Source organism: Cloacibacterium sp. (assembly GCF_047601505.1).
Lineage (GTDB): Bacteria > Bacteroidota > Bacteroidia > Flavobacteriales > Weeksellaceae > Cloacibacterium.
Map to the genome: position 1 here is coordinate 1463100 of NZ_JASGJD010000001.1, position 14921 is coordinate 1478020.

General features: G+C 31.8%; 12 protein-coding genes and 2 tRNA genes. All 14 read left to right on the forward strand.

What is annotated here, in order from left to right:
• The first annotated feature begins 6 nt into the window (after window positions 1-6).
• The 14 genes from QM746_RS06900 (at window position 7) to QM746_RS06965 (ending at window position 14915) form a co-directional block, all read left to right on the forward strand.
• A complete protein-coding gene (locus QM746_RS06900) occupies window positions 7-1662 on the forward strand; it encodes a S8 family serine peptidase (protein ID WP_414983545.1) in 1656 nt (551 codons plus the stop codon).
• A gap of 135 nt (window positions 1663-1797) precedes the next feature.
• Window positions 1798-2268, forward strand: a complete 471-nt coding sequence (locus QM746_RS06905; RefSeq protein ID WP_414983546.1) for a hypothetical protein — start codon at window positions 1798-1800, stop codon at window positions 2266-2268.
• Window positions 2269-2283: 15 nt separating this feature from the next.
• Window positions 2284-2976, forward strand: coding sequence for an OmpA family protein (locus tag QM746_RS06910; protein ID WP_414983547.1), 693 nt, complete (start codon window positions 2284-2286; stop codon window positions 2974-2976).
• A 92-nt stretch (window positions 2977-3068) separates the two neighbouring features.
• Window positions 3069-3956 (forward strand): decaprenyl-phosphate phosphoribosyltransferase, encoded by an 888-nt coding sequence (locus QM746_RS06915; protein ID WP_374363676.1) that lies wholly within the window; start codon window positions 3069-3071, stop codon window positions 3954-3956.
• Window positions 3953-5269 (forward strand): FAD-binding protein, encoded by a 1317-nt coding sequence (locus tag QM746_RS06920; RefSeq protein WP_414983548.1) that lies wholly within the window; start codon window positions 3953-3955, stop codon window positions 5267-5269. The genes QM746_RS06915 and QM746_RS06920 overlap by 4 nt, the downstream gene beginning before the upstream one ends.
• Window positions 5270-5324: 55 nt before the next feature.
• Window positions 5325-6050, forward strand: coding sequence for an SDR family NAD(P)-dependent oxidoreductase (locus QM746_RS06925; protein ID WP_414983549.1), 726 nt, complete (start codon window positions 5325-5327; stop codon window positions 6048-6050).
• Window positions 6051-6099: 49 nt separating this feature from the next.
• A complete protein-coding gene (locus tag QM746_RS06930; RefSeq protein ID WP_414983550.1) occupies window positions 6100-6687 on the forward strand; it encodes an HAD family hydrolase in 588 nt (195 codons plus the stop codon).
• Between the two features lie 68 nt (window positions 6688-6755).
• Window positions 6756-7898 (forward strand): cysteine desulfurase family protein, encoded by a 1143-nt coding sequence (locus tag QM746_RS06935; RefSeq protein ID WP_414983551.1) that lies wholly within the window; start codon window positions 6756-6758, stop codon window positions 7896-7898.
• A gap of 114 nt (window positions 7899-8012) precedes the next feature.
• Complete coding sequence (trxA, locus tag QM746_RS06940; protein ID WP_374363682.1) at window positions 8013-8330, forward strand: thioredoxin; 318 nt, start codon at window positions 8013-8015, stop codon at window positions 8328-8330.
• Window positions 8331-8458: 128 nt separating this feature from the next.
• Window positions 8459-8532, forward strand: a tRNA-Asp gene (locus QM746_RS06945).
• Between the two features lie 32 nt (window positions 8533-8564).
• A tRNA-Asp gene (locus QM746_RS06950) sits at window positions 8565-8638 on the forward strand.
• Window positions 8639-8999: 361 nt separating this feature from the next.
• Window positions 9000-10238: a site-specific integrase gene (locus QM746_RS06955; RefSeq protein WP_414983552.1), complete on the forward strand. Its 1239-nt coding sequence runs from the start codon at window positions 9000-9002 to the stop codon at window positions 10236-10238.
• A 343-nt stretch (window positions 10239-10581) separates the two neighbouring features.
• On the forward strand, window positions 10582-12222 hold the full coding sequence (locus QM746_RS06960; protein WP_414983553.1) for a DUF6377 domain-containing protein: 1641 nt from the start codon (window positions 10582-10584) through the stop codon (window positions 12220-12222).
• Window positions 12223-12425: 203 nt separating this feature from the next.
• The gene (locus QM746_RS06965) at window positions 12426-14915 is read left to right on the forward strand and encodes a T9SS type A sorting domain-containing protein (RefSeq protein WP_414983554.1); all 2490 of its coding nucleotides are present in this window, start codon (window positions 12426-12428) and stop codon (window positions 14913-14915) included.
• Window positions 14916-14921 lie beyond the last annotated feature (6 nt).

Here is a 14921-nt window from a genome sequence, read left to right on the forward strand (position 1 = left end):
CAAAAAATGAAAAGAATATTAGTAGCAGCGTTTTTTTTAGCAGGCTTTGGTTTTGCTTTTTCACAAGAAAAACAAGAAGAAGATAAAGATTTAAAAACTTGGTATCACAAAGATTTTTCTACCACCAAAGTTTATGGTGTGAACACAGAAAATGCCTATAAATTTTTTGAATCTAAAGGCTTGAAGCCAAAATCTGTAGTGGTAGGTGTTATAGACAGTGGTGTAGAAGTAGATCATCCTGGTTTGGTGAAAAATCTTTGGAAAAATGTGAACGAAGTTCCAGATAATGGTAAAGATGACGACGGAAACGGATATGTAGATGATGTTTACGGATGGAATTTTATTGGTGGGAAAAACGGAGATGTAGGCGTAGATAATACCGAAGTTGCTAGAGTAGTAAGACAGTATAAACCATTTTTTGAAGGCGATAATGCTGTAGAAAATAAAGAAAATCAAACCAAAATGTCTTCAGAATTTGATATGTATTTGAAGGCAAAAGAAATTTTCACTAAAAAAAGTACAGAAGCACAACAGCAGTTTCAGTTTTATTCTGGTTTTCAAAAAGAAATTCCAGGAATTGTAGCAACGCTTAATGGTAAAACACTTACTAAAGAAAATTTAGCTTCTATAAAACCTACAACGCAAGTAGAATATAGAAATTTGGCAATTTTGTCTAATGTTGCGCAAGACCCTGCTGCGCAAGGAAAAACGCCTGCAGAAGTGCAAACTTTTTTAGAAAAAGAAATAAAAGAAGCCTTAGAATATTTTGAACCTCAAGCTACCAAACAATACGATTTGAATTATGATACCAGAAGTATTGTAGGAGATAATTATAATGATATTAACGAAAAATATTACGGAAATAATCATTACGAAGGACCAGATGCTAAACACGGAACTCACGTTTCTGGTATTATTGCAGGTCTTCCTCAAGGTGGAGAAACGCAATATGGAGTTGCTTATAAAGTAGCAAAAATAATGACGGTAAGAGCTGTTCCTGATGGTGACGAAAGAGATAAAGATATTGCAAATGCAGTAAGATATGCGGTGGATAATGGTGCTAAAGTTATTAATATGAGTTTTGGAAAACCTGTTTCTCCAGGTAAAGAAAAAGTTTGGGAAGCTTTCAAATATGCTCAAGAGAAAGGTGTTGTATTAGTACATGCTGCAGGTAACGACAACGAAGATTTAGAATTGAATGATAATTTTCCTACCAATTTTAAATCACAAAAAGACGAAAAACCTTTCATTAATAATATGATTACCGTTGGTGCAAGTACTAATGATTCAGAAGCTTTAAAGGCTAGTTTTTCTAATTTTAATAAGAAAATGGTAGATGTTTTTGCTCCCGGAGATAAAATTTATTCTACTGTTACCGATGGAAAATACGAATATTTGCAAGGTACTTCTATGGCGAGTCCTGTAGTGGCAGGTGCAGCAGCGGTTTTAATGGCTTACATGCCAAATTTAACACCTGCTCAGGTAATTCAAAGTTTAAAAAATTCTGTAAATAAAAGTACAGCCAATGATTTTGGTAAATATTCTGAAGCAAGTGGAGTAATAGATGTGTACAAAGCGGCGCAATATGCTTATACTCATTTTAATACCATTAAAACAGTAAAGCCAGCAGTAAAAACTAAAAAAGTGGTTAAAAAGAAATAATATTTTTAAATATTATAACAACTATTAAAAAAGTCCTTTTCTGAGGGACTTTTTTGCTTTTAAAATTGTTTTTGGCACATTTTTTATAGAATAATTAATAACTTTACGAATACATAATATGTAAAAAACATTAGAATGAAAAAAGTATTATTAACAGGAATGATAGGAACTTTATTTGCAGTTTCTTGTTCCAGCGCTAATCAAGCTCAAAATGCAAGAGCTGATTTTATGAAATTAAAAGGATCTTGGGAAATTTCCAGTGTAGATTATGATAAGCAATATAAGATTAAACCATTTGATGAAGGAGCAGATGCGCAATGTTTTGTGAGTTCTCAATGGAATTTAATCCCAAATAACAACTCGGGTTCTTACGCTTTAGCTGGTGGTGGAGATTGTCCTACTGTAACTAGAGCTATTAAATTTGATGTGTCAAAAGATAAAGAATTTTCTTTTAAAGTAATTGATGCAGGGGTTAAAGCTAAAAATGTAACTGCTGGTTATGTTTTAGATTTTCAAAATCAAACGCCTACCTCTTTTACATTGGTTCAGAACGTACCTTTCGAAGGAAAAATTTTGAAAGTGTACTATAATTTTACTAAAAAATAATTTAAAAAATTAATTATGAAAATTTTCAATACAACAAATATAGCAGCTTTATTTATGTCATCAGCTTTGATGCTTACAAGTTGCGAATCTATTCAAAATGCTAATAATACGCAGAAAGGTGCTGCTATTGGTACCGCTTCTGGAGCTGTAATTGGTGGTATCTTAGGGAATAATATTGGCAAAGGTAAAAATGCTGCTCTTGGTGCTGTTTTAGGCGGAATTGTGGGTGGTGTTGCTGGTGGTGTTATCGGTAATAAAATGGATAAACAAGCCAAAGATATTAAAGAGGCACTTCCTGGTGCACAAGTAGAAAGAGTAAACGAAGGAATAAAAATTACTTTAAGCGAAAATACTGTGAATTTTGATTTTAATTCTGCTGCTTTAACTACAGTTTCTAAGTCTAATTTAGATAAATTGGCTGGTGTAATGGTTCAGTATCCAGATACTAATATTAATGTTTACGGACATACAGATAGCAAAGGTACAGACGAGTATAATCTTACTTTATCGCAGAGAAGGGCTAATTCTGTAATAGATTATTTGGTTTCTAAAGGTATTGCCAGAACCAGACTAAACGCAATGGGAATGGGCGAAAAAGACCCTATTGCTACTAATGAAACGGAAGCCGGAAGAGCTCAAAACCGTAGAGTGGAATTTGCAATTACAGCAAACGAAGAAATGATTAAAGATGCTCAACAAGGTCAGTAAAGATTAATTAAATATAATAATGACAATCGTCTCGTTTTTCGGGGCGATTTTTTATTTTTTTATTCTTAAATTTGTCTTTCATATAAACCTTGATGATTAAATATCTTAAACTACTTCGTGTTGAACAATGGGTAAAAAACTTTTTTGTTTTTATTCCTCTTTTCTTTTCGGGTAATGTTACGCATCCGCAATTTTTAATTAAAAGTATTTTTGCATTTGTAGCTTTTTCTCTTATTGCCAGTTCTATTTATATTCTAAATGATTATAAAGACATAGAAGCAGATAGAAAACATCCCGAAAAAAAGAACAGACCACTTGCAAACGGTTCTATTTCTAAAGGATTAGGTTTGTTTTTATTTGTTGTTTTAGTTTCAACGGTAGTCGTCTTTGTGATTTTAGGGCAAGAATATTTTCAAAAAAATCTCTGGAAATTTGCCGTAATTATCGGTTCATATTTTGTGATGAATTTGGCTTATACTTTCAAATTGAAACACGTAGCAATTGTAGATATTTTCATTATAGCAACTGGTTTTGTGCTGAGAGTTTTAGCTGGAGGATACGCCACAGGAATTAAAATTTCTCAGTGGGCAATCTTGTTAACCTTTGTTTTGGCGCTAGTTTTAGCAGTAGGGAAAAGACGAGGAGAACTCATCAATGCTGCCATTTCTGGGAAAACCAGAAAAGCTTTAGACGGATATAATGTTCAATTTGCAGATATAGTACTTTCTATTTCAGTAACATTAGCCATTATTTGCTATCTTATGTTTACCCTTACGCCAGAAGTACAAGATAAATTTGGAGTAAGAGTTTTTTACACTGTTTTGTTTGTAGTTTTCGCTTTTTTAAGATATTTACAGCAAACTTTGGTGTACAATAAGACAGAATCTCCTACAAAAATTGTTTACAAAGACCATTACATACAAATCACAATTGCTCTTTGGTTAATAACTTTCTTACTATTAATTTATAACAAATCATGAAACCTAGTTTTGAAAAATTGGTCACCAATTGGGGAAATTATCCCGTGGTAAAAAAAGAGTTCAAATCCGAAGAAGATTACCAAAAGATTAAAGAATTTGTGCTTCAACACAATGAGGTAATCGCTAGAGGAAACGGACGATGCTACGGAGATGCTGCATTAGGTGAAGCTATTTTTTCAACAACAAAACTTAATAAATTCATCAGTTTTGATAGATTGAATGGTATTATAGAATGCGAAGCTGGTGTTTTACTTTCCGAAATTCTAGAAGTTACCGTTCCTCAAGGTTATTTTTTGGGAGTTACTCCGGGTACTAAGTTTATTTCTTTAGGAGGAGCCATTGCTTCTGATGTTCATGGTAAAAATCATCACTCCGAAGGTTGCTTTGTAGAGTCTGTTGTTGAATTTAAATTAATGGACGAAAAAGGTGTGGTCATTACTTGTTCCAGAGAAAAAAACAGTGATAAATTTTGGGCTACCATTGGCGGAATGGGGCTTACAGGGATTATTCTTTCTGCAAAAATTAAACTCAAAAATATAGAAACAGCCTACATTCGTCAAGAAAGTATAAAAGCTGAAAATCTCCACGAAATTTTTCAACTTTTTGAAGAAAGTGAAGATTGGACTTATACCGTAGCCTGGATAGATTGTTTGCAAAAAGGTAAAAATATCGGGAGAAGTATCTTAATGAGAGGCGAACATGCTCTAAAAGTAGAACTTCCCTTTAAATATGCTGATAAACCTCTCAGGTTAAAGAAAAAATTTAGTCCTACAGTTCCTTTTTACTTTCCGAAGTTTGTTTTGAATAAATTTACTGTAAAAGCTTTTAATTTTTTATTCTTTAATAAACAAAGAAAAAAAGTAGTTAAAAATATTATAGACTACGAAACATTTTTTTATCCTTTAGACGCCATCAACGATTGGAATAAAATCTACGGCAGAAGTGGTTTTATACAATATCAAATGGTGATTCCTAAGGAAAAAGGCGAAGAAGGGATGAAAAAGATTCTGGAAACAATCGCAAGAAGCGGACAAGGTTCTTTTTTGGCAGTTCTAAAACTTTTTGGTAAAAATAATCCTTTGGCTTACAATTCTTTCCCTATAGAAGGTTATACTTTGGCTTTAGATTTTAAGCTAAATAGAGAATTGGTGCAATTGGTTAATAATTTAGATAAAATTGTTGAAGAATTTGGAGGCAGAATTTATCTTACAAAAGACAGTATGAGCAAATCTTCGCTTACCAATTATCTTAAAAATGTAGAAAGTTCTAAATTTACTTCTTTACAGAGCAAAAGAATTGCAAGAGGAGCTTAAACCAATGAAAAAGTAAGCTAAAATTAAGAAAACTAAAGATTAATAAACAACACAGATGATAATATTAGGTTCCACGTCAGAAGTTGCACAGGCATTTGTAGAAAAAGCCTTAAATGCTGGAGAAAAGTTTGAAAAAATCTATTTTTTTACTTCCAACAAGGAGATTACAGAGCGTTTTGCAAAACATATAGATGTAAAATATCTGCAACAATCTGAAGTAATAGAACTTGATATCACTAAGGAAATTAACTACAATGTTTTTGATAAAATAGACAGTAATTTACTTTTTTGTGCCACAGGTTATCTTGGCAAAGGCACCGAAGAAGGACTTTATGATAACGCAAATACCGAAAGAATTATTGATATTAATTTCGCTAAATTGGTGCCTGTAATTAATTATTTTGCTCAAAAATTTGAAGGAAAAAGAGAAGGTACAATTATCGGTTTGTCTTCAGTAGCAGGCGATAGAGGAAGACAAAGTAATTTTATCTACGGAAGTTCTAAAGCGGCTTTTACGGCGTATCTTAGCGGACTTAGAAATTATCTTTTCAGCAAGAAAGTTCATGTGATGACCGTAAAACCGGGTTTTATGGAAACAAAAATGACCGAAGGATTGCCTTTAAATCCAAAATTAACGGCGAAACCAAAACAAGCTGCAGAATGTATTTACAAAGCATATAAAAAACAAAAAAATGTAGTTTATGTTTTGCCAATTTGGAGAATTATAATGCTTATTATTCAGCATATTCCTGAATTTATTTTTAAAAAATTGAAACTTTAAAATATTTTTTAGTGAATAATTTTCAATCACTAAGGATCAATCGTCATTTATGAAAAAACTTTATCTTTTTGATTTTGATGGAACGCTTACCTATCAAGACACTATGTTTTTGTTCTTGAAGTATTATAACCCCGAAAAATATTTTTGGAGTTTTATGAAGCATATTCCAGTTTTTATCTTGGTAAAGTTGAAATTGATGGATGCAGAATTGGTGAAGAAAAGCTTTATTGCTTCAATTTTGAAAGGCGAAAGAGAAATAAAAATCAATAGAAAAGTGATTTCGTTTTTTGAAGAGTATTATCCTCAGATTATAAGAAAATCTGCTTTAGATTTTTTAGAAACAATCGATAGAAATCATACCACGTGCTATCTTGTAACTGCTTCTCTAGATATTTGGGTAAAGCCTTTTGCCAAGAAAATGGGTATGATTTTACTTTCCACCGAAGCAAAATTTATTGATGGAGTTTACACAGGAGACTTCAATACCAAAAATAATAATGGCGAAGAAAAGGTAAAACGCATAAAAGCACAGATTTCTAACGAAAAATTTGATAAAATTATCGCTTTTGGAGATACTTCTGGTGATAAACCAATGTTGAGCTTCGCTCATGAAGGTCATTTTCAATTTTTTAACTAATTTTGCACTTTGAATTTAAACTTTAATAATTAAGATTTTACAATAAGTCTTAATTAAAATTCTTTATAATGGAAAAAATATATTTAGATAATGCAGCTACAACGCCTATTTTAGACGAAGTAATAGATGCGATGGTAGCAGTGATGAAGACTAATTATGGCAATCCTTCTTCTACACACAGTTTGGGACAAGAAGCTAAAACAATTTTAGAAGAAAACAGAAGGTTAATCGCTAATGAATTACACGTTTCACCAGCCGAAATTATCTTTACGTCTTGCGGTACAGAATCTAATAATTTGATTATTAAATCTGCTGTGGAAAACTTAAGCGTTGAAAGGATAATTACTACAGAAATAGAACATAAATGTGTTTATGAGGCTGTTTTGGAAGTGAAAAACAGAAATGGAGTAGAAGTAGTTTATCTAAAATTAAATGAAAAGGGAGATGTAAATTTAGACGAGTTAGAAGCACTTTTGAAATCATCAGATAAAGTTACATTAGTTACATTAATGCACGCTAACAACGAAATTGGTAATATTCTAGATTTAGAGAAAACTGCCAAAATTTGTAAGGAAAACAATGCGTATTTACATTCGGATACTGTGCAGACAATGGCTCATGTAAAGCTTGATTTTTCTCAAATTCCGGTAGATTTTGCAAGTTGTAGTGCTCATAAATTTCATGGCCCAAAAGGTGCTGGATTTGCCTTTATAAGAAAATCAACGCACCTTAGAGCTCAAATTCATGGTGGTACGCAGGAAAGAAGTTTGAGAGCAGGAACTGAAAACGTGGTTGGGATTGCAGGTCTTGGTAAAGCTTTCGCTATTTCGGTAAATCATATGGAGCAATTTTCTGCTCAAATTCAAGAAGTAAAAGATTATGCAATTGCTCAACTTACAGAGAAAATTCCAGGTATTCTTTTTAATGGAAGATGTACAGAAAAGGAGAATAGTCTTTATACACTTTTAAGCCTTTCTTTACCTTCTATGAACCCGTTAATAGGGCTGCAATTAGATATTAAAGGAATTGCGGTGTCGCAAGGTAGTGCTTGTAGTTCTGGAGCTGCCAAACCGTCATCTGTTCTGTCAAAAATTCTTACAGAAGAGGTTCAGCAAAGCACAACACCACTTAGAGTTTCTTTCTCTCATCAAACTACAAAACAAGACATAAATGTGCTTGTAGAAGCCTTAGTAGAGATATTAGGATTATAGATAATCAATATATTTTGCATAGACAATAATTTTATGATTTTGGCAAGAATATTGTAAATTTGTACCGTAAAATAAGATTAAAAATTAAAAACAAATTAAAATATTATAAAAGTTATGGCAGTAGAAATAACAGACAGCAATTTTCAAGATTTAGTATTAAATTCAGATAAACCAGTATTGGTAGATTTTTGGGCAACATGGTGTGGTCCATGTAGAATGCTTGGTCCAATCATTGAAGAACTTCATGGTGATTATGACGGAAAAGCTTTAGTAGGTAAAGTAGATGTAGATAACAATCAACAAATCGCAATGCAATTTGGAATTAGAAATATCCCTACCGTTTTAATTTTTAAAAACGGAGAAGTGGTAGATAAATTTGTAGGAGTAGCACCTAAGGCAGCTATTGCTGAGAAATTAAATGCATTTTTGTAAAAAATATATATTGAAAATGAATGCTTTCCGCTTTGGGAAGCATTTTTTTTATGAAAATATTTGCAGGAATCAATAAAAGTTGTAATTTTGCAACCACGAAAAACGAACAACGTTCTTTAAAGAAAAATGATCCGGTAGTTCAGTTGGTTAGAATGCCGCCCTGTCACGGCGGAGGTCGCGGGTTCGAGTCCCGTCCGGATCGCATAAGTTTTATCAATTTACTTCAAAAAAATTGATCCGGTAGTTCAGTTGGTTAGAATGCCGCCCTGTCACGGCGGAGGTCGCGGGTTCGAGTCCCGTCCGGATCGCAAGCAGAAATGCAAATTATTACAAAACCCTTTAAATCCTGTGATTTGAAGGGTTTTTTTTTTGCACAAATTGCAGATTTCGGTAATAATTTTCAAAAAAAAGGGGTCAAATTAGGGGTCTCTAAATTTTTTGAAAAAAAGGGACACCTATTTTTTTAGAATTTTAGTCCGGATTTTAGGACCTTTTTTTGAAATGAAAAATCATACTCAAAAAAGAGGTGTTCCTAAATAAAAAGGACACCGAATTTTCAAAAAAAAGGGACACCAAATCTCTCTTAAAGCCATTCAATAGGGCGTTTATGAATTGAACATCTTGTAGGTAAAAAACAACACAATTATTTTTAACCTATAAGTCACCACTATGAACACAAAGCTTTCAATTCTCTTTTATATCAAAAGAGCAAAAACAACATCCCAAGGAAAATCCCCAATTTATTTGCGTGTAACTGTTGACAGCAAAAGAACAGAATTTAGTATCAAAAGATTTGTTGAAACTCATAAATGGAGTTCTGAACAAAACAAAATGAAAGGCAATTCTGAAGAATCAAGAACGCTTAATACCTATTTGGCTATACTCAAATCAAGAATCTACGAAATTCAGAAAGACCTCATCCATTCCGGTAAAGAGGTTAATGGAGAAACTATTAAAAATATACTTTTGGGAATTGATGATAGAAAGCGAATGCTTATTCCGATTTTCCAGGAGCATAATAACAGAATGGAGGCATTGATGGGAAAAGAATATGCGAAAGGAACTTTAACGAGATATAAAACCTGTCTGAGCCATACTAAAGAATTCCTAAAATGGAAGTTTAATATTTCGGATATCGAGATTACAGAAATAGACCACGCATTCATTTATGACTTTGAGTTTTTTCTGAGAACAGAAAAATCCTGTGCCAACAACTCTGCGGTTAAATATGTGAAAAATTTTGGTAAAATTATCAGAATATGTTTGGCAAATAAATGGATGCTTCACGACCCATTTTTAGGTTACAGTTCCAAATTTGTTGAGGTAAACAGAGGCTTTTTGGATGAAGAAGAATTATCACGCTTGCAAAACAAAGAACTGAAGATAGAGCGAATCGCTTTGGTTCGTGATGTCTTCCTTTTTAGTTGTTATACGGGGCTTTCGTTCATTGATGCTTGGAGTCTTACAAAAGACAATATCGGAATCGGAATCGACGGTAATAAATGGATTTTCACAGCTCGTCAGAAAACAAAAATAGCCTCTCATATACCTTTGCTTCCGATTGCTGAAGATATCATAAAGAAATATGAAAAACATCCGATATGTGTTATTTCAGGAAAACTACTTCCTGTCCTCAGCAATCAGAAAATGAATGCCTATCTAAAAGAAATCGCAGATTTATGTGAAATCACAAAAGAACTCACTTTCCATATTGCCAGGCATACTTTTGCCACTACTGTTACGCTCTCAAATGGAGTCCCTATTGAAAGCGTCAGCAAAATGCTCGGTCATAAAAGTATCAAAACAACACAGTATTACGCCAAAATTTTAGACAAAAAAGTGAGTGAAGATATGGCATTTTTGAAAGAAAGGCTTAAAATTAATGAGAAAATAAAACGATTAGGATAATATAAGAATCTTTTCCTTTCTTTTTATAAGCTTCCATTATCCACGCAATATTTTTGTCTAAGAATTTGGAATAATGAAAACGTATTTTTAGTGGTAGACATTTTATTGATGAGCTGTATTGTATTCTTATGAAAAATTTTCTGTAGCCGATTTCTTCTACCTATTTTGAAAACATCAGTTTTTACAAGGATACGATAGCAGACTCTTTACATACTTAAAATTTAATTATTTTATTATAGATAAAAAATTTATGTCTATATCATAGTCTTTATAATAAATTCTAATTTAAAACTTTCATTTAAACCGAATCTTTTTTAAATTCGCTGAAAGAATTTCAATATATATGAATGATTTCAAAATAGGTAAATTAAATTTTTTTTTATTTGTTTTCTTTATATTTTTTTCTTGTAAAAAAAACAATAATACAATTAATGTAAATGAGCAATTACTACATAGTTTGGATGAAAAAATAAAACTTAAAAATTTTTATGAAGAAAAAAAGAAGACTGGAATTCAAAAATTGAAAAATGAATTGTTATTAAATAAAAATAATGATAGTGCTATTTATAATCTAAATGATCTTATTATTGAAGAGTATCTCGGCTATCAGTGTGATTCAGCTTATATCTATTTAGATAGAAATAAAGAAATTGCAAAAAGAAATAATAACCAAACATGGCTTTATAAAAATTTATTACAAAGATCGGTATTGTTATCGACTACCGGACTTTTTGTAGAATCTAAAGAAATACTTGATAAGATTAATCCAGAGGTTCTTCCTACACAGCTTCGTTTTTCATATAATTCTGCCTATGAATGCCTTTATTCTAATTTGCTCGACTATAGTGGAAGTGGCAGTAAATATAGTCAAATTTATAAAAGTAAATTGGCAGCTTATTATAATTCTGCATATAGAGCGTTAAAACCAAGTGACCCATTTTATTATCTTTTTTTAAGCCATAAAAATAGGATTGATAATAATTGGAAGCTTTCAGGTCAAAATATTGACGAATTTTTGAAAACTACAAAACCAGGGACTAGATTACATGCGATAGGGAGCTTTTGTAAGGCTGTAATAGATGGTAAACTTGGTAATATAGATTCTCAGGAAAGGTGCTTGATATATTCTGCAATCTCTGATATAGAATCTTCTACTAAAGAAAATCGCTCTATGCAAGATTTAGCAAGTATTTTATATCAAAAAGGTGAGACTGATAGGGCATATAAATATATACAGTCTTCATTAGAAGATGCTAATTTTTATAATGCAAGGTTTAGAAATATTCAGATTAGTAAGGTTCAACCAATAATTGAAAAAACTTACTTGCTTACCATAAATAATCAAAATGAAAAATTAAGATGGTCTGTATTTTTAATTAGCGCTCTATTAGTTGGACTTGCCATAACTGTATATTTTATATATAAACAACTCAATACAATTGCTAAATCAAGAAATGAATTGTCTAGTAAGAATTTAATTTTAAAATCATTAAATATTAAATTAGATGAGGCTAATCATATTAAAGAAGAATATATTGCCTTCTTTATTAGGCAAAATTCAAACTATTTAGAAAAATTTGAAAGATATAAAAAATTAATTTCTATAAGATTATCTACAGGACAGTTAGACAAATTATCATCATTGATTAATGATAAGAAAAATGAAGAAATGGATTTAGATGAATTATATTATAATTTTGATCAAGCATTTTTAAGAATATACCCAAATTTTGTAAATGAAGTAAACAAGCTTTTGAAAAAAGAGGAAGTGTATAACTTAAAAGAGGGAACTCTTAACACAGAGCTTAGAATTTTTGCTCTTATAAGACTTGGAATAAAAGATACTAATCAAATATCAGAATTTTTGAGATACTCTTTAAGAACAATTTATAATTATAAGAGTAAGGTGAAAACAAAATCGGTGATTGAGAATGATGATTTTGAGACGAAAATTATGCAAATAGGTTCAATTTCATCTCATTAGTGTTTACTTTTTTATTAGTGCTTTTTTTATTTAACTTATTGGTATTTATATTTTTATGTTTTTAATTTATATAAAAATGTTTACTTAAATATTACATTGAACTTGATCTAACTTTTTTTCATAACAAACCGAAATATATTAGCAGTACGTAATTAACATTTCGTTAACATACGATTGGTTTAACATGCTAGATATTTCACATTATGAAAAAACATTATTTTTTTAAAATTGTTAGTTGTATAATTCTTATTTTATTTTCAGCAAATAATTTCTGTAAATCCCAAAATTCTTATAAGTCACCATTATATTGGAGCCCGTATGAATATCATATAACGAGAGAATTTGAAGGAGTAAGTGATAATTATTTAACAGAGCAGGCTCTGTCTGATAATATTAACTGGCTAGAACAAAACCTCAAATCTTATGGATATACAATGGTTTGTACAGACGGTTGGGGAGACGTAAGCCAAATCAATGAAAATGGTTACAGAAAAAGCCATTCTTCTAAATGGCAGCACGATTTTGCTTGGTGGTCTCAACATTTGCAAGGTAAAGGAATGACGCTTGGTATTTATGAGAATCCACTTTGGCTACATGTTGATGCTAATGATACAACAAAAAAAATTGTAGGTACTAATATTAATGTATCCTCTCTTCTAGATCCTAATGAAAATGCTATGTGGTTTAAATGGGTACAAGTAGATAGACCTGGTGCTGAAGAATATGTAAAAGGATATATTAAATACTATGCTGACATGGGAGTTAAGTATCTGCGTGTTGATTTTCTGTCTTGGTTTGAATCTGGTTATGACAGAAATCTAGGTACTGTAGGTCCGCAAAGGACGAGAGCCCAATACGAAAAAGCTTTGAGATGGATGCGAGAAGCGTGTGATGCCAGTGGTGTTTACCTTAGCTTAGTAATGCCAAATCTTTTCAATACGGCAGAACTAGAAAAACAATACGGCCACCTTTTCAGAATTAATTCTGATGCTTTAGAAGGAACTTGGAATAGATTCAGTGATGTTAATCGTGGTACCCATTTTACAACTTGGTCACAGTATGATTCTGCTTTTGATGGATTTATCTATTGGTCTCAAGTTACAGGAAACAATAAAGTGCAGTTAGATGGAGATTTTATCAGAATTAACACTTTTGCGAACGATACTGAAAAAAGAAGTGTTATCTCTCTTAATGTTTTAGCAGGTGGTCCTGTTACCATTGCAGATCAATATAATACTATAGGTAATGATCTTTGGTTATATCAGAATACAGAGTTATTAGATCTTAATACAGTAAAATTTATAGGGAAACCTTTAAGTAATGATCCTACCAATGTTAATAGTCAAACTTGGAGAGGACAGCTAAGTAACGGGGACTGGGTTATTGGTTTCTTTAACCGAGAAACTACACCACAAGTGCGTTCTATGAATTTTCTAAACCAACTTGGCATCACTGGTCAGGTGATGGTAAGAGACCTTTGGCAACACTCTAATTTGGGTAAGATGAGTAATATTTCTCTAACAGTGCCTCCGCACGGATGTGTTGTCTTAAAGTTAACAAAAAATTCTTCAGAATCATGTAATAGCCAAACAATTACTTTCCCAACAATTCAGAATAAAGATGCAAACGATTCTCCATTTTCTCCATCAGCTACATCTTCCGCTGGTCTGCCTATTATTTATGAAGTCAATGCGGGGCCGGCAAAAATTGTAAATAATCAAGTACAACTTACAGGGTACAATGGTACAGTCTATCTACAAGCAAAACAAAATGGAGGAGACGGTTTCTGTGCAGCTATACCACAGCTTCAAAGCTTTAATGTAACTGGTGGGCACAATACACAAATGTATGTTGGTGGTACTTATAACAACTGGAGCATGAAATCTATGATAATAGAAAATAATATTTGGAAACTCAAAAATCAAGTCTTTCTTGCTGGAAACTATGAATTAAAATTTGCGAACACAAACAACTTCACAGGTCAGGATTGGGGCAGTGCCAACGGACTTTCTAGTACAGCACAGCAAACAACAGGTGGCGGCTCTAATATTAATTTTACCATAACAACTCCAGGAACTTATACCATAGATTTTAATGATATTACCCTACAATATAATATCGCTTTTACACCAATACATCAGCAAAATATGAACGTGGCTGGCAGTTTTACCAATTGGGCACTCCAGCCAATGACTCTTCAAAATGATGAATGGACTAAAAATAATATTCATTTTTCAGTTGGGAATTACGAGCTAAAATTTGCTAATACATCTGATTGGTCAGGAAATGATTGGGGAGATGAAAATGGCCTTTCTGGTTTTGCAAAGTTAACTACTGGTGGTGGTGCAAATATCAAATTTAATATTGAAACTGCGGGTAACTATAATATTAAATTCAATGATATGACTTTGTATTATCAAATTTATGATGCTAATGCTCTTTCTGTCAATGATGTTTTGAAGAAAGGAATACAAATTTATCCTAATCCAGTAGAAAACAACTTTTTTATTTTGTCTGAAAAAGATGCAGTGAAAAGATACGAAATTTATGATATGAGCGGAAGGATGATAAAATCTGAAAATACAACTTGCAAGCAATGTGATATTAATATTTCGGGTATTGCAAAGGGTAATTATATACTGAATGTTTATTTAGGTAACCAAATCGTGGGTCAAAAATTAATTATAAAATAAAAATCT